Annotated in this window: 17 protein-coding genes; all 17 read right to left on the bottom strand. The window is 43.2% G+C overall.

What is annotated here, in order from left to right; genetic code table 11:
• Window positions 1–40: 40 nt before the first annotated feature.
• A complete protein-coding gene (locus tag EV146_RS21585) occupies window positions 41–2,029 on the bottom strand; it encodes a beta-galactosidase (RefSeq protein WP_158287163.1) in 1,989 nt (662 codons plus the stop codon).
• Between the two features lie 160 nt (window positions 2,030–2,189).
• Window positions 2,190–2,867 (bottom strand): rhamnogalacturonan acetylesterase, encoded by a 678-nt coding sequence (locus EV146_RS21580; RefSeq protein WP_132010637.1) that lies wholly within the window; start codon window positions 2,865–2,867, stop codon window positions 2,190–2,192.
• A 180-nt stretch (window positions 2,868–3,047) separates the two neighbouring features.
• Window positions 3,048–3,932, bottom strand: a complete 885-nt coding sequence (locus EV146_RS21575; RefSeq protein ID WP_132010635.1) for a carbohydrate ABC transporter permease — start codon at window positions 3,930–3,932, stop codon at window positions 3,048–3,050.
• 20 nt (window positions 3,933–3,952) lie between these two features.
• Window positions 3,953–4,906, bottom strand: a complete 954-nt coding sequence (locus tag EV146_RS21570) for an ABC transporter permease (RefSeq protein WP_121613912.1) — start codon at window positions 4,904–4,906, stop codon at window positions 3,953–3,955.
• A 106-nt stretch (window positions 4,907–5,012) separates the two neighbouring features.
• Window positions 5,013–6,530 (bottom strand): extracellular solute-binding protein, encoded by a 1,518-nt coding sequence (locus EV146_RS21565; RefSeq protein ID WP_132010633.1) that lies wholly within the window; start codon window positions 6,528–6,530, stop codon window positions 5,013–5,015.
• A 184-nt stretch (window positions 6,531–6,714) separates the two neighbouring features.
• Window positions 6,715–9,279 (bottom strand): exo-rhamnogalacturonan lyase family protein, encoded by a 2,565-nt coding sequence (locus EV146_RS21560; protein ID WP_132010631.1) that lies wholly within the window; start codon window positions 9,277–9,279, stop codon window positions 6,715–6,717.
• Window positions 9,280–9,357: 78 nt separating this feature from the next.
• Complete coding sequence (locus tag EV146_RS21555) at window positions 9,358–10,554, bottom strand: oligogalacturonate lyase family protein (protein ID WP_132010629.1); 1,197 nt, start codon at window positions 10,552–10,554, stop codon at window positions 9,358–9,360.
• A gap of 149 nt (window positions 10,555–10,703) precedes the next feature.
• The gene (locus EV146_RS21550; protein WP_132010627.1) at window positions 10,704–12,527 is read right to left on the bottom strand and encodes a beta-galactosidase; all 1,824 of its coding nucleotides are present in this window, start codon (window positions 12,525–12,527) and stop codon (window positions 10,704–10,706) included.
• 16 nt (window positions 12,528–12,543) lie between these two features.
• Window positions 12,544–13,176: a YesL family protein gene (locus EV146_RS21545; RefSeq protein ID WP_132010625.1), complete on the bottom strand. Its 633-nt coding sequence runs from the start codon at window positions 13,174–13,176 to the stop codon at window positions 12,544–12,546.
• Window positions 13,177–13,411: 235 nt separating this feature from the next.
• Window positions 13,412–15,778: an AraC family transcriptional regulator gene (locus tag EV146_RS21540; protein ID WP_158287162.1), complete on the bottom strand. Its 2,367-nt coding sequence runs from the start codon at window positions 15,776–15,778 to the stop codon at window positions 13,412–13,414.
• 445 nt (window positions 15,779–16,223) lie between these two features.
• Window positions 16,224–17,528, bottom strand: coding sequence for an ABC transporter substrate-binding protein (locus EV146_RS21535; protein WP_132010621.1), 1,305 nt, complete (start codon window positions 17,526–17,528; stop codon window positions 16,224–16,226).
• 204 nt (window positions 17,529–17,732) lie between these two features.
• Entirely contained in the window at window positions 17,733–19,286 is a 1,554-nt protein-coding gene (locus tag EV146_RS28245) for a response regulator transcription factor (protein WP_132010619.1), read from the bottom strand.
• A gap of 1 nt (window position 19,287) precedes the next feature.
• Complete coding sequence (locus EV146_RS21525) at window positions 19,288–21,183, bottom strand: sensor histidine kinase (RefSeq protein WP_241994002.1); 1,896 nt, start codon at window positions 21,181–21,183, stop codon at window positions 19,288–19,290.
• 266 nt (window positions 21,184–21,449) lie between these two features.
• A complete protein-coding gene (locus tag EV146_RS21520; RefSeq protein WP_132010615.1) occupies window positions 21,450–22,442 on the bottom strand; it encodes a Gfo/Idh/MocA family protein in 993 nt (330 codons plus the stop codon).
• Complete coding sequence (locus EV146_RS21515) at window positions 22,436–23,335, bottom strand: glycoside hydrolase family 43 protein (protein ID WP_132010613.1); 900 nt, start codon at window positions 23,333–23,335, stop codon at window positions 22,436–22,438. Before EV146_RS21515 ends, EV146_RS21520 begins: the two co-directional genes overlap by 7 nt.
• Before the next feature lie 122 nt (window positions 23,336–23,457).
• Window positions 23,458–24,951 carry a UxaA family hydrolase gene (locus EV146_RS21510; RefSeq protein WP_132010611.1) on the bottom strand — a complete coding sequence of 498 codons (1,494 nt, stop codon included), beginning with the start codon at window positions 24,949–24,951 and terminating at the stop codon, window positions 23,458–23,460.
• 13 nt (window positions 24,952–24,964) lie between these two features.
• Window positions 24,965–26,431, bottom strand: a complete 1,467-nt coding sequence (locus tag EV146_RS21505) for a tagaturonate reductase (RefSeq protein ID WP_132010609.1) — start codon at window positions 26,429–26,431, stop codon at window positions 24,965–24,967.
• Between the last annotated feature and the right edge of the window lie 2 nt (window positions 26,432–26,433).

Genomic DNA, 26,433 nt, shown 5'->3' with positions numbered 1-26,433 from the left:
TTTGCTGGGCACTCCTACTATTTTGCCTCTTCCCGGCGCTTTAGAATTGAATGATTCGGTATTCATACCTTTCAAGCTTTAATTCTCCCTGGGGCACCTCTTCCTTGGTGAGAATGTCAACAGCTTTCTGCGGAAGGGAGACTCTTCCTCCCTGTCCATCCATATTGACCATTACCCAGATCTCGCGCCCATCCTTTTCCCTTGGTGCAACAATGGTGCCTTCTGATACATCGGTCCTGCGGTTTATGCCTGCATCACTTGCATATTTTAGGATGAGCTCCTGAAGAAGTTTTTCTCCTTCTTTCCCCATTGGAAGAGAGCCCAGCATGACAATTTTTCCTTTCCCTTGCTCATGTTCTGTCAAGAATGATTTTCCTGGTGTCAATCCTCCAGAAATTGTTCCGACCGAAACGGCATTTTTGGGTTCAAATACCGAGCTCCATAACCCGAGAGGAGCAGAACAGTTAAAAGCCTCTCCAACGGATCCCGTATTTTCTATAGGGAAGGTATAAAGAGTCTCCACTCCTGCATAATCTTCCAGCTCCATCCCCAATGCTGCATCTGTATGGATGGTATGGTGCTCTGTCCTGCCTCCAGTTATTGGTCCGACAATCCAGACTCCCCCCTGATCAACAAACTCCTTGGCTTTCTGTAAATAATCCTGTGAAAGATAATGCACAAAAGGAGTAAACAAGAGCTTATATCCGTCCAGATTTCCTCCTTCCGGCAGGAGATCACGGTGGATGCCCGAGTTGAGAACTTGTTTATAAAAGTCTGTTATCAGGTCTCTATAATTCAAATTTTTATGAGGCTCTGTTTTCAGGAAAATTTTTGCACGGTCGGAATATGTAATGGCAGCTTCCGCCTGTAATGGTATGGAGTCTGTTATAATTCCCTCGATTTCCTTTCTGGCCTTTTCAACTTCCAGTACATTCTGGTAGCCGACAGTTGGTTTGCCCCAGGCACTGATGACGGATCCATGAGGCTGTTCACATCCCGCTTTTTGCTGGCGCCAGAGCCAATAGCAGAACGCCTGCCCCCCCAGCGCATAAGAAGCCACTGCTTCTGCTGCTAAATAACCATTGGGATGCGGAGTCGCATAGCTCTCTAGTGAGGCACTGTAGGATGTACTTGTTTCCATAATCCAAAAACTTTGCCCTTTTTTCAGATTCCTCCAAAGATCACAGTTGAACAAATAATTTTGATAGGAGTCTGATGTCGCGTAGGTGTCAAAGGAAGCGAAATCTAGATTCTTAAAAAGACGTTCATTGTCTACAGAAAAGAAGACAGTGCTGTTATGAGTAATGGGCGCTGCTGAATGCTTCCTGATAATCCCTGCCTGTTCATCTGCAAATTCCGCAATTTTTTCTGTGGAAAAGATTTGGTACATAGTCTTTAATGATGAGTTATGCAAGAACGGAGCAGGTCCTGGCTGCGGAACTTGTTCAAAGCTATGGTAATATTCACTCCAGATCTGTGTGCCCCATGCTTCATTCAGCTGTTCAATCGTTCCGTACCGCTGCTGGAGCCATTCATGCCATAGCTCCTTGCATGTCTCACACATGCATTCCGCCACATGGCATTTGAATTCATTATCAATCTGCCAGCCAATCAGTCCTGGCAGATTGCCAAGAGCTTGTGCAATCTGCTCCGTGATGATGGCTGCCCTTTCCCGGAAGTACCTGTTATTAGTGCAGACATGCTGCCTCGAACCATGCCCCATTACAGTTCCGTCACTCTCAACATACATTCGTTCCGGATGCCCGTGGGACAGCCAGATTGGCGGGGTGGGAGTTGGAGTGCACATGACTGTATCAATCCCGTTTTCATATAGTTTGTTAATCATTTCCTCAAAAAAGGTAAGGTTGATGTCCCCTTCTGCAGGCTCCATTTGAGACCAGGCAAACTCTCCGATCCTGGCCACATTGATTCCCGCCTCTTTCATTAATTTAATATCTTCTTCAATCGTTTTTTCATCCCAGAGTTCAGGATAATAAGCGGCACCATGATATAGTTTTTGATTCACCATAAGTTCTCCCAACTTTGCAGATTAGTAGATTGCTTTAAAATATCCGACATGTAAGTGTTTTCATACTAATTGTATAACCCTGTTTCAATTTTCCAATGTAAAAATTAGTGTTCCAGGTTAAAAAAACAGTGATTTATTTGTATAAGTCCCACACCAGAAATTAATAGTCGATTACAGAACGTTCCGCCTTCACATAACTGGAAATACCGCTTTCCAGCTCTTTTACTCCCAGAGCCACAAGTCTTGCTATCTGATTGGCTCCTGATTCTGTAAAATGAGTCCAATCGGTACCATTAATGGAACCCATGAACAGCTGGGCTGCTTTCTCGTAACCTAGCGATGAATAGAATCTCAGGGAGCTGTTCATCAAATCAATAAGCTCTACCCTCTCTTCTTTAGCCACTTGGGTCATTGCCTGGCAATAATCCGGGAAGTCATTAACAAAAGTCCCGTTTTTGAAATGCAAGGTTGCGACGGGGGTAATCAAGACTGGAACAGCCCCTCGGTTCCTTGCTCCATTTATATACTTCTTCAAGTATTCCTTATAGGTGGTGAATGCATCGGTCCACCGCTCAGGCTTGTCTGCTGCAGCATCATTATGGCCCATTTGGATTAAAAGATAGTCCAGTCCCTGCAGCATGTTAAGGACCGCATCCAAACGCCCCTCGGTCACAAAGGTTTTCGAACTCCTCCCGCCAATGGCGTGATTAACGAATTCCACTTCTTGCCCGAAATACTTTGCGATATACTGCCCCCAGCCCGCCTGAGGGATATCTTTAGTTTCGTAGGTCTGTACTGTTGAATCTCCCGCCAGGTAAATTCGTTTTCCCTTTTTCATGTCTGCCCTCCATTTATAAAACCTGTCTGTAGTCCATCTCTTAATACAGAAAGCGGAATGATTATTTTACTAGTCTACTTCCCTATGGCTTTCTTACCCAAATTTAAAAAATTTGGATTCTTAACCTTTTCTCAACGCAAAAAATGATGGCTTTATCACCATCATTTTTTCGTGACAATCTTAGCCCTTAACCGAGCCAAGCATCATCCCTTTCGCAAAATGCTTTTGAAGGAAAGGGTAGATAATGAGGATTGGAAGCGTGGCAATGACAACAACTGCGAGCTTCAATGACTGGTCTGGCGGCTCCACAAAATTGGCTCCCATCGACGCAGCATCATTGGTCATGCTTTGAGAAAGGATGATGATTTGCTGAAGCAATACCTGGACCGGCCACTTTGTACCGTCACTGATATATAAAAGTGCGCTGAAAAAATCGTTCCAGATTGCTACAGCATAGAACAAGGCAAAAGTAGCAAGTACAGGTTTGGACAGCGGCAGCATGATTCTCCAGAATATGCCGAACTCCGTAGCCCCATCCATTTTGGCTGCCTCTTCTAACTCAATCGGTATGTTCTGGAAAAAGGTTTTTACAATGATTAAGTTAAATGGATTGATGGCAAGCGGCAAAATTAACGACCAGTAGGAATCCAGTAATCCAAGACTCTTGACTACCAGGTACGTTGGAATCATCCCTCCGCTGAATAGCATGGAGAAAACAACGAGATTGATAAAGAAATTGCGGCCCATTAAATGTTTGCGTGATAATGGGTACGCCATTGAAAACGTACAGAATAAACAAATGAGCGTTCCAACACTAGTAACACCGATCGACACCATCAAGCTGCGAATAAAGGTATCCGTTGAAAAGATATATTTATAGGCTTCAAGCGAGAAGGTTTCCGGGAAGATAAAGAAACTTCTTCTGGTCAATTCAGCTTCTGTGGCAAAGGAGCCTGCCACGATATAAAGGAATGGCAGGACTGTTACAATTCCAATCAAACCAAGAACAATCGTATTGAATACATCAAACACTCTTCCTGCCGGAGTATTATGCATCTTTAACATCAAGCAGCACCTCCTTAGATTTAAAAGATTCCATCCTGCCCCATCTTTTTAGCCAGCCTGTTTGCTCCCAGCACGAGGATGATCCCTACTACTGCCTTAAATAATCCAACAGCGGTACTATAGCTGTAGGCACCTTGAGTGACACCGACGAAGTAAACGTATGTGTCGAATACATCTGCCACATCACGATTCAGGGAGTTCGTCATCAGGTAAATCTGCTGGAATCCAGTGTCAAGGAAGTTCCCCAGGCGCAAAATCAGTAAGACAATAATCGTGCTTCTGACAGCTGGAAGAGTCACATGCCATAATCTGCGAAAACGGCCTGCACCATCAACAATGGCTGCGTCGTAAAGCTCCTGGTCAACGGAGGCAAGAGCGGCAAGGAAAATGACTGTTCCCCAGCCTGTTTCCTTCCAGATGATCTGGCCCATGATTAATGGTCGGAACCATTCAGGTGCAGAAAGGAAGTTGATTTCTTTTCCGTAAAAATAGGAAACAATTTCATTCACTACTCCACCGCTTGTCGTGAAGAAAATATACGTAATACTTGCAATAATGACCCAGGACATAAAATGCGGTACATAAATTAACGTTTGGACCGTCCTTTTATAAAGCTGGCTTCGCAATTCATTCAATAGCAGCGCCAGGATAATAGGGGCTGGGAAAAAGAACACAAGGTCCAGTACGGCAAACGTAAACGTATTTCTTAAAAGCCTGAAAAAGTCAGGGTTCTGGAAGAAATTCTTAAAGTGTTCAAAACCTACCCATTCACTTCCGAGTACACCGAGAAAAGGGGAATAATTCTGGAAGGCGATGACAATTCCCCACATGGGGAGGTATTTAAAAATAAGGAAGTACAGTAATCCTGGCAATAATAGGAGGTATAGCCACTTGTCCTTTTTTAGGCGCTGCATCCAGGTTATTTGCTTTTTCGTTTTAATGGTTGAAGGGACACTATATTCAGGTTTGACCATTTCTGTTTTCGTGCCAGCCAATAGGATCGCCTCGCTTTCTTCTTGATATCAATGGGCAAACAGGCGGTGCTAAGATACCGCCTGCTCTTAACATTTGCCCAATTACTTATTTTTGGGCTTCTTTATGAAGCTTGTTGATCTCTTCTACATATTTGTCTCCGCCACTCTTTTTCCACAGCTCAATCGCATCTTTAAAGCCGGCTTCATCAATTTGCCCTACGATGAACTTCGTTCGGGCATCATTAATGATGTTGTCAAGCTGCTGCCCGTTTGTTGCATATACATCTGAAATTAATGCTGCAGCTGGATTCGGAACAATGTTCTCTTCATTCTTAATCATCATGGCTTCTACTTCTTTTCTTAAAGGAGTCTTTTCAGCCTCAAGGAACCTATTTTCAGGAATCCCGGTATAGAATTGGTTCAGGTCGGTATATTCGTTTTGCAGCGCTTTATCGTCAGCTGCAAGAGATTCGAACTTGCCGTCTTTCATTTCATAATGCTTACCTTCAATGCCGTTATAAGCTATAATCTGGGCTTCCTTGTCACTTAACTTATCAATGAATGTTAGAACCTTTTTCAGTTCTTCTTCCGTTTTTACACTAGTTTTAGGAATAGCAAGCATACCTGAGTAACCCGCTGTCGGCATTAGTCTCAGTCCATCCGGACCCTCGACGCCAGGCAGGACAGTTATTGGATCCTTCAAGTCCGGGTTGGCTTTGATCATGTCCTCTTGTGTACGATAAGCGCGGTCAAGAACGTCAACAATGACCCCTGCCTGATTATTCATCATTGGATCGCCCCATTTTAAAGGATCCATGACGGCAAAATCTTCATTGATTAACTTTTCATCATAAAGCTTCTTGAAGAATTTGAGTGCTTCCAGGTATTCATCAGTTGTGAAATCTGGATATAGCTTACCATCTTGATCCTCGCCCCATTTGTTTGGTGCCCCGAACCAAAGCTGCATGATATCAAAAGGACCGAAGTACTTTGAAATAACCATTCCATAAGTATCATTCTTGCCATTTCCATCCGGGTCATCCTGAGTGAACGCTTTTAAGACGTTGTAGAACTCTTCAACCGTTTCAGGCTTTTCCAGCCCAAGGTTATCCAGCCAGTCTTTTCTCATGGTTATTCCGTTTCTTCCCAGTGGACGGGCCCGGTAGATTCCATAAACTTTTCCGTCTATTGAACTATTTTGCAAGGTTACTTCGTTCGCTTCTTTCAGGTTCGGATAATCTTTTAAATACGGGCCGAGTTCCCAGAATGCCCCATCCCTGACAGCGCTTACAAAGCTTGGGATTTTATCCGGAATCATAAGGATATGAGGAAGGTTGCCGGAAGCAAGGGTAATATTCAATTTATCTGGATATGCATCCACCACATAGTTGACAGTTATATCAGTTTTCGTGTACTTTTCCAATGCTTTTAAGGCTGGGCTGTTTTCTTTTGGAGGCTCCGTTGAATAAGCTGTCGTCATGATTTTAATTTCATTGGTACCACCTTTGGATTTTTCGGAACTGCCCGCTTTGTCACTGCTGCACGCAACTAATGATGAAAGCAGAACAGCTGTTGCAAGAGGAACTGCTATTTTTTTAGTTAATGGCCTCTTTCCTTTTTTCAATTTGATTTCCCCCTATATATGATTTCAGTATGGACATCCAAAGATCGGCACTTAAGTGGCTGCCTTTGGATGTCTTAATTGCAATTTAAAAGATTAGTAATTTTCCGTCAATTGCATCATTTTGCCTAAGTAAAAAACCTTTAAAATCGCCACTTTCAGAAGGGTTAACACTTTTTTGTCCCCTTCATACTTTTTTGCTGTCGGCCTCTGGCAAATATTTGCCAATCAATTCAAGTGCTATGATTGTATTTAAACACCATTGAACAGTTGTATTCGTCGTAATTTGCGGAATTTCCATTAAATTCCTCCACACTTCTGCCTTTTGCGATTCAATTGGCAGCACCATCTGACTTATTTCTTCATTCATTAAAAGGTTCCATGCTTTTTTAGCCAGATTTTCATCATCTTTCAGCGCTGCTGCATAGGCGACCATACCTGATGCCAGCATCGGCAGGCTGAACAATCCGTCATGCAATTCGCCATTGGTCCTTGATTTTTTTTCTTCATTAGTCAGGACATAGAATTCTCCAAACTCTGCAAGCATTTCCTTCCAGTCATCGTCCTCAATCAACTGGGCAATTTCCATCCAGGCCTGGGGACCGCCAAATGCTACCACCATATGATACCCGCCTTCATTCCCGTCTCCCATATGGATCAGGGAGCTTGTTTCAGGATCGTAACCAAACGTTGGACCCGATAAGAGTCTCATTGGAAGCTTCTTCAAGATATGAATCCCCTTCATGATCTTGTCCCTATAGAGTGGATTTTCGGTCCGTTCCCATTCTGATAGCCAGTTGGAAGTAAATGCTGCCCAATCTGGACCGGAACGTGCATAGGTCGGAAATTGAGGATCAGAATAAAACTCCCGCATTGGATTTAATTCAAGCAGTGCCTTGTCCGCATCCCGTACCTCTGTCAACAGGTCTCCCGTCCTCTCATCGGCAGTCAGGAAGTAATAGTATTTATTCAGTCCGGCCATGCTGATTCTTGCTTCCTTACAGCCACAGCCCCAATGCACGACATTATGCCTTGAACCAAGTCCAGCATATTCACCAAAGTGGTAGCAGTCAACTTCGCTGGTATGGCGTGTCATAGCCTCGGCCAAGATAAAAATGTCTTCGCGTCCAGTTCTTAGGAACGAATACCACAGCCATATATTCGGAACAAGTTCAGTGTTTTGCCAGGCAAATCCGCCAAGATCGTATCTCCATTGGTGCCGGACCGGATCATAGGTATGCATAAAGTCGCCATAATTCCAGAAGCCGTACCATCTCCGCTGTTCCACTTCATTTTTATAGAAATCGATTGCAGCATCCAGCTGTTTTTCTAATTCTGCCTTTAAAGGAGTGCTTGCATCCGGCAAGCTCCAGACACCGAGCGCTCTTGTATGGTAATAATGCTGCGGCTCACATACCAGCAATAATGGTGACTGCCACTCGTTTACCTTTTCGATTAATTCTTTATGTGAAGGAGGGGACTTATAGAATTGCAGATAAACTTCATTGGTATTGGCAATTCCAATGGGAGTAGACCGCATTTCGTCAAATCCTTCGTATGCGCTTACTACATGAGTCCCCTGACTGTAGCTCCTTAAATCCATCGATTCAGAATCAGGTGACCAAAACCAAACCTTAATTTTAGTTAAGGATTTGCTCAAGTCCCTTGCCTCCAGAGAGGAGGGGAACTTTTGCCAAAAGTTTCGTACGCCAACTGCAATGCCTCCCGCTTCCCCACCGACGTAAACCATCCCCTTTGCTCTTGTTCCCTGGATGGAATTCACATAGGAGCATGTTTCGTCTGTGCGTTTGACCATCCGATAGTGGTCAGCTGAATCCTGGGTCAATTTGAAGTCGTTCCATATCGCGTTTTGTGTGGCATGTTCCATCAACTGCGAATATTCTGCGTTGGAAACGTCCAGGATTTCCCCGGCAATTTGTTTTTCATATTGGACATTACCCTTCCAATGCCTTCTTGTCAGCAGAAGCTGAGCTGGTTCAGAATAAATGCCTTCATCTCCTGCAAAACGGATATTCCTGTTCCAGGGGTCACCCTTTAGAGGAACGGAAAACTCCATCCCCAGCCCTTTAATAAAATCCAGATTTGCGTCTCCATCATAGAAAAAAGTATGTACCGCTCTGACAGAAGAGGTATTCTCATAGAAATACAGTCTAAGTGTGAAAGGGAGCCACTGCCTGCTTTTTGTTAAAACGCCCTGATGCCTCCCTTCGATTTTTACTGTACATCTTACTGGGCCTGCCTGTTCAATTTCGGCATGTTCAATGACACTCTCCAATGGTTCCTCTATGGTTGTTTTTATCCCTTCATTAACATTGCTCCTTTCCTGTAAAGCAATCAGCTTGCCGTGAAGTGCTGCAACATTTCCGTCATCCACTATTTCTTCAATGATGTTTGTCCCTTTTTTATTGATGATGAACTGTAAACGACCGGTATCGATCACAATCTTGTCTTCCCTTGACAGGACCTTCATTCCTATTCCATCATCCGTGTGCCTTTCGCCTTTTTCCAGCTCAAATAACTCTTCCTGGCCGCTCAGGACCGCTGCATGTCCCGTCCACTTTACACTGCCGTCCGGCCAATAAGCCATTGGCCAGCTTTGCAGAGGAATATTCCCTCCAGCGCCCTTTAAGAAAATACCTTCATCCCGATTTAGTTTCCCTTGTCCCCAGGGCACTCCCCATGTGATCCCTGCAGAGTTTGAAGGCTTATTTTTCAGCCATGTTAGTTTCATATTTACACCCCTGTTTCGATTATTTTTATAAAAAGAAAACGGACAAATTCTTGGGAGAACAGTCCGTCTTTTTCTGAATTAATCTCTGGTTAATTTGCCTTCCGTCAATCCGGGAAGCTGTTCAAATTCAGGAACCTCTGCCAAGTAGACATTTCCATATCCATTCATATCACTGGTAAATAAAACCTTTGATCCATCGAGGCTGAATCTTGGATGAACATGGACTTGCTGAATATGGAAACTCCCGCGATGCTTGCAAAGAATTCGAGGCCCTTCCATGCCTTCAGGAGTTTTTTTCCATATAAAAATACAGTCCTGATACCGCTCCCCGTGATAGGCACTGGCCTGCTGGCCGTCACCCACTATGTATTCCTGGTCATTGGAATGAATATGCATATTCTGATAAGGGAATTCAAATTCAGAGAGATTGCGATTATCATAGCGAATAGTTCCCAGGAACTTGCCATCCTCCCGATCAAGTGATTCCGTATAGCCATGATAGCCGATGTGTATGCCATCTGCGAGCCAGTATTCATGGCCTGCATACTGGTTAGATCCACCTTCCCTGATTTTCCAGATATCTCCCGTTTCCAGATTCATCGCCCAGATACGATGGTCGACATTTTCCCATGGCCCTTCATGGCAGAAAGTAACCAGGTGAGGCTGTGCCGGTGAAGCATTTACATGGCCGATCCAGCGGTTTTCCTCGTGAACAACTTCCATTTCCCCTGTGTCTAATTCTAATTTACAAATCTGGCAGTGGGGTCTTGCTGCTTCTGTTTCTTCAAACCCGATATACCCTCCTGAAAGATTAGTATGAATTTTCCCGGAGAGATCCTCGGACTGACCAAAACACAAGTACTTTCCATCTGCCGTACAGCTTAAGTTGCTAAAATTGTAGCCTTCAGGCAGCTGGTAGATATCTTTCTCTTCGAGGCTGTCCAGGTTCAAGGCTATAATGCTTCGATTCAGTGTAAAATAGGCTTCATTTTTAGTCGGATTGATAAATGTCCCCTGGATGCCATTCGGAGTCCCCGACTTTATATTCGTAAGCTGGGTGAGTTCACCCGAAACTAAATCAATGCTGTACAGATTGGCTGCATTTTCCCTGTCTGAACCAACCAGAAGTTTGGTGCCGCCATCATACCAGCCATCATTTGTAAAATAAAGATGGTAAGAATGAGCCTTATAGTCTGTCAGCTGGGTTATTTTTGCACCTGTAATCTGATCCTGAAAAACCTTCATTTCACTTGCCCATATTTTCCCCTTCTCCATTCATGTCTCCTTCTTTCTTGAAGATTCATGCAGCTGCGATTCCATATTTCTTTTACCATACAAGGATTAAATTTTTCCTTCAATCATACATTTTTGCCTGGTTTCTTTTTGCCTTAACACCGCCCGAAATCTCCAGTTTCCCCATAATTTCACGAAACTGCAGGGGAATGGCTTTCAAAAGACTGAAGGACTTTATATTCAAACTTTCCTATTTCCGTTTTTCCACATGGAACGGCGCATTCGGATATCAGATCGTATCCCTTAAAAGGAAGATCAATCTCGCCTCCGTTTCCGTCCATGTTAACCATCACCCATATCTGGTTTCCTTCTGCTTTCCTTGGAATGGCTATCGTTCCCGGGGAAATATCCATTCTAAGGTCAACCCCCGCTTCATTTGCATATTGATCAATGATCTTTTCGAGCCGTTTCTTTTCTTCCTCTGATCTCGGAATGAAATGGAGCTGCACTATTTTGCCTTCCCCATATTTTTGCTCTAAGACAAGTTCATCGTCATCCTCCGGAATAGCTGTGCCACCGTCTCCTGTCAGGGGACCTGTGATCCATATCCCTCCCTTCTCCGCAAATTGCCTGGCCCTTTCAGCAGCATCTTCGGGCAGGGAGGGAAGATAAGGTGTAAATAATAGTTTATATCCCTCCAGATCCGCTCCTGGCTGGATAACATCACGATGAATTCCATTTGATAGAATCTGTTGATAGAATTCGGTGATAAACCCTCGATAATTCAACTTCTTAAAAGGACCATTCTGGAAGTATGCTTTAGCATGATCCGAGTAGACCAAAGCCACTTCCGCCTGGCAAGATTGGGATGAGAGCAGGATGGGTTCGAGGGCTTCTCTCATCCTTTCAACCTCAAGCACATTTTCATATCCGATTGCAGGTTTGCCCCATGCAGAGATGACGGAGCCATGAGGCTGTTCGCAGCCTGTTCGCTGCTGTCTCCACAGCCAGTAGCAAAAAGCCTCAGATCCCAAAGCATAGGCGGCAGCCGCTTCGGCTTTCAGGTAGCCATTTGGATGCGGTGTGGCTGTTCCCTCCAGTGAAGCTGAAAAGGAGGGACTCGTTTCCATTATCCAAAAGCCCTTGTCTTTTTTCAGGTTCCGCCAGATATCACAGTTAATTAGATAGGCTCCTGCATGTTCAATCGTCGCATAGGTGTCAAATGAGGCAAAATCGAGATTCTTAAACAGCCGTTCATTATCAACATGGAACCCGATACTGCTGTTATGAGTGATCGGGGCTTTGGAATACTGACGAATGACTTCTGCCTGCTCATCGGCAAATTCTGCGATTTTTTCCATTGAGAACTGGCGATACGCCATTCTTAATGGCAAACTCCTGAAAGAGGCTGTATTTTCCGGCACTGGGACCTCCTCAAAGCTTCGGTAGGCCGGCTGCCCGGCACCTATCTTCCACTCATTGTTTAGACTGCCTATCGTTCGATACTTTTCCCGAAGCCATTTATGCCACAGCTCTTTGCAGGTAGCACAGGTGCACTCGTTCACATGGGCTTTAAACTCGTTATCAAGCTGCCAGCCTATTAGCCCGGGCAGGCTCCCCAGCCCTTTGGCCAGTTTTTCAGCAATAATCGCAGCTCTCTCCCTAAAATACTGGTTATTGCTACAAATATGCTGCCTTGATCCATGCCCCATCCTTCTCCCCGCCATGTCCACAAACAGGCGTTCAGGAAAACCGTGCGTCATCCAGATTGGCGGAGTGGGTGTTGGCGTGCACATGACCGTTTCAATTCCATTTTCATAAAACTTATTGATCAGTTCAGCAAAAAAGGAAACATCTATTTTTCCTTCTTCCGGCTCAAGAGTGGACCAGGCAAACTCCCCCATTCTTATGATATTGATTCCTGTCTCCTTCATTAGCTGAAGATCCTGGTCAATGACGACGCTGTCCCAGAGCTCAGGATAATATGCTGCACCATGATATAATTTCTTCCCCATATAGCCTCCTGAATTTTTAACTTTGTTGTTCCTGGCTCTGCTGTTCCATTCTTGCAAAGCACTGGCACACCAAAACGGTTATAATGAAGCCTGCCAGGCTAATGCCATAAAATGGAACCAACCCAGGAAGTGTAAACAAGATATACGATATGATCAGCAATGCTGCTATGATAACAGCACTGTACAAGGGTCTTATCAAGCCAATGATCATGGCTTGATTGAAATATTGGAAGAACTTCAAGTGATAATGTACATAAGCCGGAAAAATATAGATGCAGGTCAGTAAAAAAAGAAAGATGATAAAGACGGTAAATGTCTGGAGGACTAAAAAGACTAGCCCTTCCTGAGCATGGAAGAAGCGAAAATTCACGATGAGGACAAATCCAATAGCCAATAATACGTATCCCAGGGCATTGGCTTTTACAAATTCAGCCTTATAGGTTTGCCACCAGGTTTTCGTAATCTTCAGTTCCTCTTCTTTCATAATCCATTTGCGAATAACAGTAAACATCGCAACAGTGCTTGGGGCCCACCCCAGTATTACTCCCCCAGCCAATGAAAAGAAGATCCATAACAGGTTAATATAAGCAAGATTCATGATAAATTCCGACACACGATAAAACTTTCCTGTAAGTCCTTTCAGTTCCACCTTCTTTTAACTCCTTTCAGCGGCCAATAAATGATTTTGATTTTATTGCTTTAGCTTTAGCCTGCCTTCGTTTGTAGAACGGTTTGCGCATGATCTTAGCCAAGCATTTCTCGTGCAGGTCATCGCCAGCCGCATGGGGTTTATGTTCCGTTTGCTGGCAGATATTGAGGCGGCCGGAAAGATAACTTGGCCTGTCTTTATCATCTTTCGGTTTCTCCGCTAAATGTCAGAGGTTCTACTTTGGCAGTTTTTTAGAACCCATGTCATTTTGCATTTCCTGCAGCTTTTGGTTTTGCCTGAAACTGCTGGGCGTCAGTCCGGTATTCTTTTTAAAAATCCGATTAAAGTAACTCGGGCGATACCCAACCTGTTCAGCTATCTCATTGATTTTCATTTCGGTTCCTGTCAGCATTTCTTTCGCCTTTTCCATCCTGAGTTCTGTTAAATAATCAATAAAATTAATTCCAATCGTTTGTTTAAATGTCTTGCTTAATGTGTATGGGTTTGTGGCAATCATATCGGCATAGCTTTCAAGGGAAATATCATTCATATAGTTCTCTTTCATGCTTTGTATGACTTGTTCGACAATCCTTTTTTGCTCCCGGTTCTTCCTTCCCTCGAGTTTTTGGAGAAATGGAGCAATCACATCATTTATGAACCATTTAATGATTCCTTCAGGTTCACGGAGCTGAGACAGCTCTTTGACCATATCCCTTCCATCGAACAATTCATAAGGATGGATTCCTGAATGCAGGATTTCTCCCTGTATAGAGCTAAAAAGCTGAATAATACCGGTCTGAATCTCATTTTCTTTCATCTTCCGCATAACTAATTCTTCAATAAATTGCCTGATCAAATCGTTTAGATTTTCCTTTTCCTCGACCCGGAGTGCCTGGACAATCTCTTTTTCTATCGTAAAAGGATAATAATATTCATTCCGCTTGTGCTGAAAATCCTGCAAATTAATGATCTGGTTCTGGTTCTCAAACGTTCTGAAATACTTCCCTTGTTTCACTGCCTCAAATAAATATGGTATCTCTGTTAAACTCTCTGTTTTTCGGCCAATTGTAATACTGACTTTCATGTTCAGGATCTGATTAATTGCATTTGTCAGTTCTTCGCCGAACTCTAACAGTTCCTTGTCAATCGAAAGATTATTATTTTCAACAATGAACAGACCCATGGAAAGATCATGAAAGTTCATGATATGAACTTTATTAAATTTGGTTTTAGCTAGCTCTTCGGCAATATTTGAAGCAACAAAAGTAATCAGCCCTTCATCGCTCGCCTCAAATCTTCCCTGTATATCCTCCAGCCCTGTCAGCTGGACATCCATGATGAGATAATGAAGATTTTCCGTTTCCCAGCCGAAGCTTTCAAGACGCTCACGCAAGCCTTCCTCATTGTAATGGGACAAATGGCCTTGTATCAGCTGTGTCAGGAATCCCTGGCTAAGTTCCGGCCCATAATTTTTCACCTGTTCATGAAGCTGCTGACTCTCTTGGAACAATGTTCTCCATTTATCTTTTATAATCTGAAATTCATCACTGGTCTGGTTTCTTAATGCATGATCCTCATCAGTAAAAACTTTCAGTAGATTTTCTACCGGTGCATATATTTTTCTCGACGCAAGCCACGCCATCAGGACAGACAATAGCAAGCCAGTGACTGAGATCATTAAAATCATCCTTGATAAAATAACCATCGGTTCAATGATGGCAGACATCGGCGAGACAGAGACATATGTCCATTCCTGGTTCAGCCTGTTAATCTTCCCATAGGAAACCGAGTAATTATGACCATCCAGTTTATAGATGAAAGAACCTTGAGGATGGCTTTGCTGTGCTATTTTAGCATTAATCTCCTGTTCCAGCGATGCCTCATGCAGACCACTGGAGGAAGCAATGACTTTGTTTCCGTCAAACAGAAAGGCTCCCCCGTCACGATAGGGATTTAATGACTCTAAAATCTGATTTACTTTTTCACGGTTTAAACGGACAATCAGGGATCCATAAGGATTTGGGCTTCCTGCTGGAATGGTGTTGATCAAAGAGAGGGAAAATTGGCCAGGCCCTTTTTGTCCTGGCAGCCGGTCAGTCTCTAAATGCCAGTAGATGTTTTTCGAGTTTGACAAAAGAGATTCATAGGTTGTGGAATCTTCCTTGCTTAACACAGAATACTCCGGATTAAATAGGAGATGTCTATCCGATTTGATATAAAAAGCAACGTTTTCAATGAGAGGGTTGCTTTCCTGTAACAAGAAAATATTTTGAGTAAGGTTGCGTGACGTCTTAAAGTCCCGTACAAAATTGACGCTGCCTAATTCATTATTAAAAAATGATTCAAATCCCCAATGAGAAATCGTCATTTCCAAATCTTCAAACTGCTTGTTTATATGGCTGGCCTGCTGTTCAACATGCTGTTGATGGTCTTCTCTCAGATCATTTTCCACATTGTCAACACCAAACCAATAGGTCCCGACACCAACGACTAAACCCGGCACACTCGTAATAAGCAAAATGAGGATGAAACTTTTTTGATAATACTTCCCTTTCCAGATTGACTTGTTCATTTTCTGCTTCAATTGGAATTGTTTCAGCATCTTCTCAACCCTCCTCCTAAATACAAAACAGACTGTCGCATAAGGCATTGCAAGGCAAAAAGTAAACATGGACTTCGGCAGTAGAAAAAAGAAAGATAAGAGGTTAAATCATACGCCGAATGATGTAATCGCTGTCAATTTTCTAAAAATATATACCGATCAATACAATGAACAGGGGCCTGATTGCTCTAAACCAGGCATAAGAGAGGTACAGTTTCCCTTCCTGACCGAAAGCGAGTCATTGAAGCCCGAGGCGCACAAGATGGTTAAAAGCAACCCCTTATAAATAAAAACGGATTGCCACTATACAGGACAACCCGGTCGAAGTGATAGAAGCTTAATAGGTTTTCATATATTTTACTCTTAAATAAATAGACAAACGAGGAAGAAGAGCCAATTCCTGTACGCAATGGCTGGATTCTTCGGCTGCATCCCTGCCTGCTGGTCACTTATTTCTTCCCAAAATCTCTTCAGCCTGTTTTCTAAATTTCCTGGCCCCTTCTTCAGGAGAAATTTCCTTGAACAAAATTTGTTCTGAAACAGCCTTCAAAGCTTTCATCACTTCTCCGCTGCCCAGTGGGTCATGTGCATCTGCCTTGCTGATATTTTTAGAAACCTTTTCAACATAATCAAAGATTTTGATTTCGTCTTCAGTCAGCCCGGGTTTTATCGCACGTATTACTTTTGACGATACAGGAACACCGCGTTCGCCCTTGAGCAGCTTGTTAGCTTCTATATTATTTACAAAGAAATCAATGAATTCAGCAGCTTCCTCTTTTTGCTCCGAGCTCTTCGGGATTGAGAAGTACATGCTCGGCTTCAGGAATAATGCTGATTTTCCCTCCTGCTCGGGAGGCAATTTAATCGATAATGATGAATCAGTCAATTGGGCAAATCCCAAATATTGATTTGACCAGTTCCATGTCATTGCGGCTTTCCCATTTACGATAAAGTCATCTTCAAGTCCTTTTACTTGTGATTGGACATCCGGAGTGGGAAAAGCCTTTGCTTCCACGAGGCGAAGCTGTTTCTTGAAGTAATCTGCAAATAATTTGTCATCACTGTAAGCAAGCCCTGTGCCATCTTCCTTATAGAACCGTTCGCCTTGTGTCCGCAGGTAATAAGGGAAAAAGACATCCGGAGGGTTCATTCCGTTAGTACCATACTCACCTGTCGACTTTTGGACAGCGACAGCCACTTTTTCGAAGTCCTTCCAGGTCCATGTTGTATCATCCAGCTTGACTCCCGCTGATTTTATCATTTCATCATTGGTGATGACGGACAGAACATTGGATCCGAGGTTAAAGCCATACAATTCGCCGCCAATCTTTCCGCCTGAAATCTTATTTTCATCAATAGAACCTACATTGATTGTTCCATTGTCAATATATTTGGTTAAATCTTCAAGCAGGCCCTTTTTGCCATATTGCGGGAGATAGGCGGTATCCATCTGGATAATGTCCGGCAGCTGATTCGCTGCGGCCATTGGGGCAAGATTCTTCCAGTAATCATCCCAGTTGGAAAACTCAGCCTCGATATTAATATTTGGGTTCTCCTTCTCATACAGTTCAATAACCTTCATCGTATAGTCATGCCGGAGCTGCCCTCCCCACCAGGCTACACGCAGGGTTACTAATTTATCTGCTACCGCCCCTTCCTGGCTTCCAGAGTTCCCATTACTGCCCGTACTGCAGGCAGCAATTGAAAGAAGCAGGAAAAAGCATATTAATGACAAGTAAACCTTTCTCATTATAAATCCCCTTTGAAAGTGCTTACACTCCTAATTTTACAGATATTCCGACAATTTAAAATCAAAAAAACAGATATCCTGGTGTAAAAAACCGATATCCTCGTTTAAAAAACAGTGAAGTGTGCTTTGCCCTCCAATTTAATTATTAATTTTTGCTATAAAAGGACTTATGTCTTTATCATCCCAATATGCTCTGCCCGGCTTCTAGGTAACCTTCCGATATTCAGAAGGAGTATACCCGGTTTGCTTTTTAAACACTTGACTGAAATATTGAGGGTTGTCACCAAATCCAATCATTTCTGCTAGAGTAACAACTTTGACATCGTCCATTTCCTGAATATACTCAACTGCTTTTTCAATTCTCAGTTTTGTGAGGAAGGATGAAAAACGCTGCCCGGTTTCTTGTTTAAACAGCTTTCCAAGATAGTCGGGATTCATGTACAAAATCTCATTTGCAATCATTTTAAGAGACAGGTCGGGATTCCCAAAATTATCTTCAACTATGCTAATGACCTTGTTGATTACCGATGATTGTTTTGATTTATAGCGGCTGTAATACTCCAGAGTCAATTCCTTTGCCCTTGCTTCAATATAGTCTTTCATTTGCTGTACCGTATCCATTGCCAGAAGCGCCGATGTCCCCATCAGATAGTCCTGCATACGATCTGTATCTCCTGTCTGAACAATGGCGAGGTAAAGCTGTACACAATAGGATTTTGTCATAGGTATGCCCAACCTGAACTCCGCCATCTTTTGAAAGAATGCATCTATCTCCTCACATACGTCCTCAACATGACCGGACTTAACCTTTATGCTGATCTGCTGCTCATCAACGATGATGTCATTATGGCTTTCCGGATTCCCATGCAGAATATCCTTTTTAGTAATAATGCTTCCTTCCCCTAAATAAAAACGGTGTTCCAGACACTCCAGCGCCTCAAGATAGAGCCTCCGGGCATTTTGGATATGATTTCCTTCACTAATTGCAACAGTGGTATCGATTTTATAGTACTCATGAAGGCGCTCTCTTATCTGGTCAATTTGCTCCTGGAGGCTGTCGGTGCCTTGCTCATCCTCAAGCAGAAACACAGCCAATTCACCTATATTTGTATTGAGTAGGGGGGAATCAAATATTTCCGCACCTATATTTTTCACTGCAAAAATATGCTCATAGGAAAAATCGCCTTCGAGCCGAAACAGGATAAGCCTTACCTGCAGTTCATCAATATTGCTGTCAAATAGCTGCTGATAGTAGGAAAGATCCCTATTGGAATGAATCTTTGTGGACAGGAATTCCGTTAACAGCTGGGATTTAATATAGGGCTGGGCTTTTTTATAATTTTCCCGTAGCTTCTGTATAAAGGTCTCACTTTCTTTTTTATCCTTTAATTCTGCAATTATTCCAGTTAAAGCTTCTGTGATTCTATCCTCATTGCAGGGCTTCAGCAGATAGCTTTTTACGCCAAACTGCATCGCCGTCCGCGCGTATTCGAACTCACTGAATCCTGATAAGAGGATAAATTTAATAGAAGGATATTCTTCATGAACCTTAGCTACGAGACTGAGGCCGTCCATTCCTGGCATTCTGATATCACTTATCACAATGTCCGGCCGGTGCTGGACGATCTTCTCGTACGCATCAATCCCGTTCCTGGCAGTCGCTACCAGTTCAGTATCCAGTGCCTCCCAATCTATTACACTTGAAATTCCTTCTACTATAATTCTTTCATCATCGGCCAATAATACTTTATAAGCCATCTTAACACCTCGTTTCAAAAGGCAGGACAACCGTTATCACAGTCCCCTTGCCCGAAAGATTTTCAACCTTTAGCCCATATTGCTCACCGAAGCCAAGCCGGATTCGTTCGTCAATATTATTCAGCCCTATTCCAGTTCCTTTTGGTTTAACCTTGCCTTCTTTTACTTTTTGAATAATTAATGGATCAATGCCTGGACCATCGTCTTCAATTCGAATGCAAAGATGATCCTCCTCCTGGTAAGCGGTTAATTTTATGACAGAGGAACCGAGCGAAGGCTCAACCGCATGAATGAAAGAATTTTCAAGGAGCGGCTGCAGGGTTAACTTTGGAATCTTGCATTGTATTACATTTGACGGGATATCCATTTGGAATTCGAGACGGTCTTCGAACCGGTATTTTTGAATCGTTAGATAGCTGTTGACTATCTCGAGCTCTTTCTCCAATGTAATGATATCTTCATTAAAGTTAATGGAATTTCGCAAAAGGTGGCCCAATGCCTCCACCATGCTGGAGATTTGCTTTTGCTTATTTGATTTCGCCAGCCAATTCACCGACTCTAGTGTGTTGTAGAGGAAATGAGGATTTATTTGAGCCTGCAATGCTTTAAACTCAGTTTCTTTTATTAAAAGCTGTTTAGAGTAGTTCTCTTTTATCAGTTCATCGATTCTCTCGATCATGGTCTTAAAATTCCTGTACAGAATTCCAACTTCATCTTCATAAACCAGTGATGGATTCAATGAACCTGCTACATTAAAGTTTCCTCTTTGTACATCCTGCATGGTCGTAACCAAATCCTCAATCGGATTGGTTATTCTCCTTAAAAACTTAAAACCTAGAGATATGAGAATCACGAACATTAACATAAAAACCAGCACCAAGGAATATTTGGCAGCTGTCACCTTAGAGAACATCAGATTGAAAGGGATGATGCTCCAATAGGTCCAGTTCTCAAAATCAGTAGTGATGTAGTTGACAAAATATCTTTCACCTTTGATATTTTCAATATGGTAGCCTTGTTCCTTCTTCGTCCGGAATGGAAAGTTACTTACCACGTTCATTTGTTCTTTTTCAGAATAGAAAACCTGCTCGCCTTTTGTCATGACAATATTGCCCGCAATTTCTCCCCGTGTTTTTGGCAGACTGCTAATAATCTGGTCCAGGTCAACACGAATCAATAGTTTTCCGATATTTTCAAAGTTAAGGTTCTTATACGAACGTATAAGGCGGACTGAGCTTAAATACTGGTTATACCCGTCCCGTTCCATCCAATGATTTTTTCCTTCATACTTAACTGCCTCGTTAAGCGCGAGATACTTATCGATTTCTCTTATTGGATTGCTGCTCGATCCTGCCAAGAATTCCCTGCCACCGGCATCATATAAATAAATCGACTGAATATACCTTTCTGATCCAACATAGCTCGCCAGTTCTTCTTCGATATCCTGTTCAATCCGGTAAAAATCGTAGCCATTGACGTCTCCTTGCAGTTCCAATAGGTTTTTCTGTATCTGCGGATCCATCGCTATATTAAAGCTAACCTCTTCAACCCTTTTAAGCTCCTCTTCAATACTATTGGACGACATCATCAGGACCTGGGATGATTTCGCATAAATTTGCTCATCATACAGAGAAAATGCATATTGCAAACCTGCCAGTACAAATACTAATGTAATCACCATAATAAGGGTTATGGTAATAAAAAGTTTTACATTCAGCTTTGAATTTTTATAGATCGTTGAAATGTAGGACCAAATTTTTTTCATGTAAATTATAAAGCTCCTTAGCTGATCAATGGATTTTAAGTCGTTTACAGCCTGCTGCTTTGATTCCTTTTCAATGACACGCAACAGGCAAAAGTGGAGGAGCAGCTGTTGAAGCTGAAGTGTCATTGGCATGTACCAGGCTGACAGCTTTAACAGCGGTCGTACACTCTTTGACTACATTCAGGTACAATAAATGGTAAACCCCTTTATCGTGCATGGACCCCTCTCGATGCTGCGGACTAGAAACTTGGTCTACCTACATTTTAAAGCGCTTTCCGAAATAAAGAAACCGCTTTTCCGGTAATTCCTTATTTTAGTGTAATGAATATTTACTTTTTACCCATATAAAAAACCGACATCATTGTATAAAAAACAGTGATATCGGTTCTTGTTATTGGTTATACTATATTTTTATTTATATCTTCCAGTTTGACTGTGACCCCTGTTTCAGCGGATTTTAAGGCAGCCAGCGCCACCTTTTGAGTCTGGTATGCATCATGATAGTCTGATAGGATACCAGAAGAATTTCCACTCTCAACCGCCTGAATGAACGCACGATTTTCCCGGATATAGGGATTATCCCGGTCCTTCCATTTAATAGTTACGTCCCGCTCACTTTTAATTAATCCTTCTTGATTCAGCTTTAATATTCCGTTGTCATGATAGTAGTCCAGTCCGATAGCAGAAACGCCATCAGGAAGAATACAAGTGTTTGTCAGCGTTGCTATAGTCCCATTTTTCATTTTCACAATCACGGAGCCTATATCGGAAACTGTTACGTTTTCATGCTTTTCATGCATGACTTTGTTCCCAAATACGGCTGTAACTTCTTCTGCCTCACCGGCTGAATACCTCAGCAGGTCCAGCAGGTGAGTCGTCTGTTCGATGAATTGTCCGCCTGATTTTTCCTGGTTCCTCCACCAAGGGACGGCTGGCATTGATCCCATCCAATAGCCTGTTACCATTCCGAGCTGACATCCTTTTAATTCCTCCATTAATTTGATTGCAGCATCCCGGTATCGGAAATGATATCCCACTGAAGTAATCACAGGCTTTTCCCGAAGAGCGGAAATGATGCGCCCAGGGGTTTCAAGATCAGCGGCTAATGGCTTTTCCACGAAAAAAGGGATTCCCCGGCTAATCAGCTCCATTTCGATGTCCCCGTGGGCAAATGGCGGGACACATACATAAACAGCATCCAGGTTCTCTGTTTCAAGCATCTCTTCTAAGACTCCATATCCTCTCGCACCATCAAATTCAAGCGCAAAGGATTCGGCTTTTTCTGTACTCGTCCCACAAACCGCTTTTACACGCACCCCTTCGATCTCGGACAAAATGTTTGCGTGCACTTTGCTGAACCAGCCTGTCCCGATGATTCCAATGTTCAGCATGTCTTTTCCTCCTTTCCTTGCATGTATATTCTGAGGTTTTGATCTTTTTCAAATGCCTTGAAAATAACCGGGCGCTCATTTGGATGTTGATTTGGCTGATGAATAGTAAGCATCAAATCCCCTTCAAATGTTGTAAACAGCATTCCATGCCCTCCATTTTCCGAAAATAAAGGATCCTGGTCCTGCACCCAGGGCCCCTCGACAGAACCGCTGGCAGAACGGGCGAGCCCCATTGTATATCCGCTCTTCCCGATGGTTGACCATAGCATCGCAAGGTCCCCATTTTTTAACACATGCAGGAATGGCCCATCCGTAACATAATTTTCATTTCCCTCTCCAACACCCTCGGCCCATTTTGACTCTGATGCTTTGAACAGGAGAACAGGCTCACCCGCCGGTCCCGACAAATCAGGGAGAAGACGGACTGCATACATCTCTCCATCTTTCACCTCTACCCACTCGCGGCAAAAAACCATCCAGGGCTTTTCGTCCTCTATATACAATGTTCCATCCAGACATTCCCAGTTCTCTGGCGTCAGCGCTCTGACATACGGCTTGAACGGACCGGCTGGATGATCAGAAACAAGGACACCCGTGGCACGTCCAGCATGATCAGCCTTGAAGCTGGCGAACATATAGTAACGACTGTTCAGGCAGTAAACCTCCGGAGCCCAAAAGTGCCGATCTGCCCAAAATTCGGGAGAAGGCCTGAATGCCGGCAAGGGACCTTCCCAAGTTTCAAGATCCTCACTAATGTATACGTCAAATCCAATTGCTTTTCCTTCCCAGACATTTTGGCCAATGGAACCATATAGATAATATTTTTTGCTGTCATCATCTGCGAGGATGAACGGATCCCGTAAATGGATATCCTTCAGCCTTTTTTGAGACATTGATTTTACTCCCTTCTTGGTTCGCCGTTACTTATATTGACCTTCCAATTCCCTCACTGCTCTGCAGACGCCTGTCTCACCTGGAACCTTTCTCTCATTGGGGTTGGCGTAAGGAAAATATACTACAGGGTTACGCCGCTTTTAAAGATGGCTATTTCCCTGAAATCGTTCTTTTCATTATTAACCCATTCTCCGCTTGCAACTTTGATGATATAGTTTACAAAATCGTCCAGAACCCATTCAGAGGAAACCCCGTCTTCAAGCATCATTCCGGCATTGTAATCAATCCAGTGAGGTTTTGCCTCATGGATTTGTGTATTCGTAGATATCTTCATCGTCGGAACAAATGTCCCAAAAGGCGTCCCACGCCCTGTTGTAAATAACACGATTTGACATCCCGCGGAAGCCAGGGCTGTGGAAGCAACCAGATCGTTCCCTGGCGCACTCAGCAGATTTAATCCATTACGCTTGAGAACCTCGCCATATTTCAATACATCGACGACAGGCGATATGCCGGCCTTCTGTGTACATCCGAGCGATTTGTCCTCCAGGGTGGTTATGCCTCCTGCCTTGTTGCCAGGTGATGGATTTTCATAGATTGGCTGGTCATGCTTGATAAAATAGTCTTTAAAATCATTGATCAAATCAACGACTTTATGAAATACCTCTTCATTGACAGCCCGTTCCATCAGTATCGTTTCCGCTCCAAACATTTCAGGAACCTCGGTGAGCACGGTTGTGCCGCCTTGTGCTATAAGGTAATCGGAGAATTTACCCAAGAGCGGATTGGCCGTAATCCCTGAAAATCCATCAGATCCCCCGCATTTCAAGCCGATTTTCAACTCAGACAGAGGGATATCCTCACGCTTGTCATTTTGGATACTTTCATAAATTTCTTTGACAAGTTTTACTCCTTCTTCAATTTCATCGGTAACGGCCTGGGAAACAAGAAATTTCACCCGATCTTCATTTATTTCGCCGAGCGCCTTTTTAAATTCGGGAAGTTCATTATTTTCACAGCCAAGTCCTAAAACCAGCACACCTCCTGCATTCGGGTGGTTAACAGCGTTCAGCAAAATCTGCTTTGTATTTTCATGGTCATCTCCCAGCTGGGAACAGCCGTAGTTATGCTTTAAGACGAGTACATTGTCAAATGGGGAGATATCGCCGACTTCTTTTTCAAACCGCTTCAGGATTTTTTCTGCAATTCCATTTACACATCCCACTGTTGGGACAATCCACAGTTCATTCCGGATGCCCACCTTGCCATTTTTCCGCCTGTACCCTTTAAACATCCGATTTTTATTTGTGTACGGATTTGCTGACTGCTTTGGTGTGTAATGATATTCCTGGGTTCCTGATAAATTTGTTTTGGTATTGTGGGTATGCACATGCTCCCCAGGAGATACAGTCGTGAGTGCATGGCCAATAGGGAAGCCGTATTTGATTATATGATCGTTCTCGTTGATTTCTGTTAAGGCAATTTTATGCCCCCTTTGTATATCTTCTTTTAATTGAACAGTTTCTCCGTCAATATGGAGGATTTCTCCTTTTTCCAGGTCCCTCAATGCCAGAATGATGTTATCGTTTTCATTTATTTTCAAAAACGCTTTCATGTTTTTCTCCCCCTTATTTTATGGATGCACCTGTTAATTCTTCAAGGGCCCTCTGCATCCCTAATTGCTCCATGTCCTCCAGATAGGCTGTCACCGTCTGTTCCAATTGTGGGATGGAAGTAAGGTCCAGACCCCAAAGAGATTCCTCGGCCAACGCTGTTCTTGCCAGCTCCTTTATAGCAATCTCTTCTCTATTATATTTCTCCCATAGATTACTGAAGAATTGCAGGATCTCTTGATCGTCCTGAAGCTCTATTTTTTCTCCGTTTCTATTCCCCTTATAAAAGTAGATGAGCGCACTAAGGGAAAAGGTCATTCTCTTTGGAACGGCTTTCCTCCGGGTTACGTATTCCAGCAATGTAGGAAGGTCCCTGGTTCTGAACTTGGAAATTGAATTTAGGGATATACTCATTAAATAATGTTTTATATATGGATTTTTAAAGCGGTCAAGAACATCTATGGCAAAGGTATTGAGCTCCTCCGCCGACCCTTCAAGAGTTGGCAGGATTTCCTCGGCAATCAGCTCTCTGACAAATGCTCCGACCTCCTTATGGTTGACGGCATCTGCTACACTGTCCAAGCCGCATAAATAAGCTACAGGCGTCATGGCCGTATGAGTGCCGTTTAAGATTCTCACCTTCCTGGTCCGGTAAGGAGTCAAATCGTCTACAATTTTTGCATTCAGTTTCGTTTTTTCAAATGGCAGTTCATCTTTCACCCAAGCCGGCCCTTCAATCACCCAAAGATGGTACTGCTCCCCTGTGACCATCAGTTCGTCAAGATATCCAAGCTGCTCCGTTTTTTCTTGATAGGAATCTTTCGGGAAACCGGGGACAATGCGGTCAACCAGGCTTGAACAGAAGGTATTTGCCTCATGGATCCAATTGACAAATCCCTCCTCAAGATTCCAATGGGCTGCATACTGAAGGATTGCTCCCTTCACTTTACCGCCGTTATCTTCGACTAACTCGCACGGAATGATGATGCATCCTTTGCTTTCGTCACCTTTAAAAGCCTTATACCTGTAATACAGAAAGGCAGCAAGCTTGCCGGGAAATGTTCTTTGCGGCCTGTCCTCCAGCTTGTCTTCCGAGTTGAATACAATGCCGGCTTCAGTGGTATTCGAGACAACAAATCGAAGATCCTGACTCGCTGCAAGCTCCATATATGCATCATAATCTGCATTCAGGTTGATTCCTCTGCTGATCGAGTGAATGACCAGGTGTTCATCTACTTCCTGTTCATCCTTCATTCCTTGCAGATAAAGCGTATAGAGCCCATCCTGCTTGTTAAGTCTTTCAATTTTTTCAGATCCTCTTGGCTGAACGACGACAACACTTCCGTTAAAATCGGCCTCTTCGTTCAAAACTTGAATCTGCCAGTCCACAAATCCCCTTAAAAAATTTCCTTCACCGAACTGGAGCACTTTTTCCGGATAAGTTTCATAGTTTCTATAAATCTCTTTATTAAGGCTTTTCATAA

This window comes from Mesobacillus foraminis (genome assembly GCF_004340465.1).
Lineage (GTDB): Bacteria > Bacillota > Bacilli > Bacillales > Cytobacillaceae > Mesobacillus_B > Mesobacillus_B foraminis.
This window is presented reverse-complemented; position numbering and strand designations above follow the sequence as displayed.

Excerpts from the sequence above, each read along its gene's own strand:
- EV146_RS21560 (WP_132010631.1), bottom strand. The coding sequence starts at position 9,279 with ATGAAACTAACATGGCTGAAAAATAAGCCTTCAAACTCTGCAGGGATC.
- EV146_RS21525 (WP_241994002.1), bottom strand. The coding sequence starts at position 21,183 with ATGCCAATGACACTTCAGCTTCAACAGCTGCTCCTCCACTTTTGCCTG.
- EV146_RS21575 (WP_132010635.1), bottom strand. The coding sequence starts at position 3,932 with ATGTTAAAGATGCATAATACTCCGGCAGGAAGAGTGTTTGATGTATTC.
- EV146_RS21520 (WP_132010615.1), bottom strand. The coding sequence starts at position 22,442 with ATGCTGAACATTGGAATCATCGGGACAGGCTGGTTCAGCAAAGTGCAC.
- EV146_RS21585 (WP_158287163.1), bottom strand. The coding sequence starts at position 2,029 with ATGGTGAATCAAAAACTATATCATGGTGCCGCTTATTATCCTGAACTC.
- EV146_RS21510 (WP_132010611.1), bottom strand. The coding sequence starts at position 24,951 with ATGAAAGCGTTTTTGAAAATAAATGAAAACGATAACATCATTCTGGCA.
- EV146_RS21555 (WP_132010629.1), bottom strand. The coding sequence starts at position 10,554 with ATGGAGAAGGGGAAAATATGGGCAAGTGAAATGAAGGTTTTTCAGGAT.
- EV146_RS21535 (WP_132010621.1), bottom strand. The coding sequence starts at position 17,528 with ATGAGAAAGGTTTACTTGTCATTAATATGCTTTTTCCTGCTTCTTTCA.
- EV146_RS21505 (WP_132010609.1), bottom strand. The coding sequence starts at position 26,431 with ATGAAAAGCCTTAATAAAGAGATTTATAGAAACTATGAAACTTATCCG.
- EV146_RS21570 (WP_121613912.1), bottom strand. The coding sequence starts at position 4,906 with ATGGTCAAACCTGAATATAGTGTCCCTTCAACCATTAAAACGAAAAAG.
- EV146_RS21550 (WP_132010627.1), bottom strand. The coding sequence starts at position 12,527 with ATGGGGAAGAAATTATATCATGGTGCAGCATATTATCCTGAGCTCTGG.
- EV146_RS21515 (WP_132010613.1), bottom strand. The coding sequence starts at position 23,335 with ATGTCTCAAAAAAGGCTGAAGGATATCCATTTACGGGATCCGTTCATC.
- EV146_RS28245 (WP_132010619.1), bottom strand. The coding sequence starts at position 19,286 with ATGGCTTATAAAGTATTATTGGCCGATGATGAAAGAATTATAGTAGAA.
- EV146_RS21580 (WP_132010637.1), bottom strand. The coding sequence starts at position 2,867 with ATGAAAAAGGGAAAACGAATTTACCTGGCGGGAGATTCAACAGTACAG.
- EV146_RS21540 (WP_158287162.1), bottom strand. The coding sequence starts at position 15,778 with ATGCTGAAACAATTCCAATTGAAGCAGAAAATGAACAAGTCAATCTGG.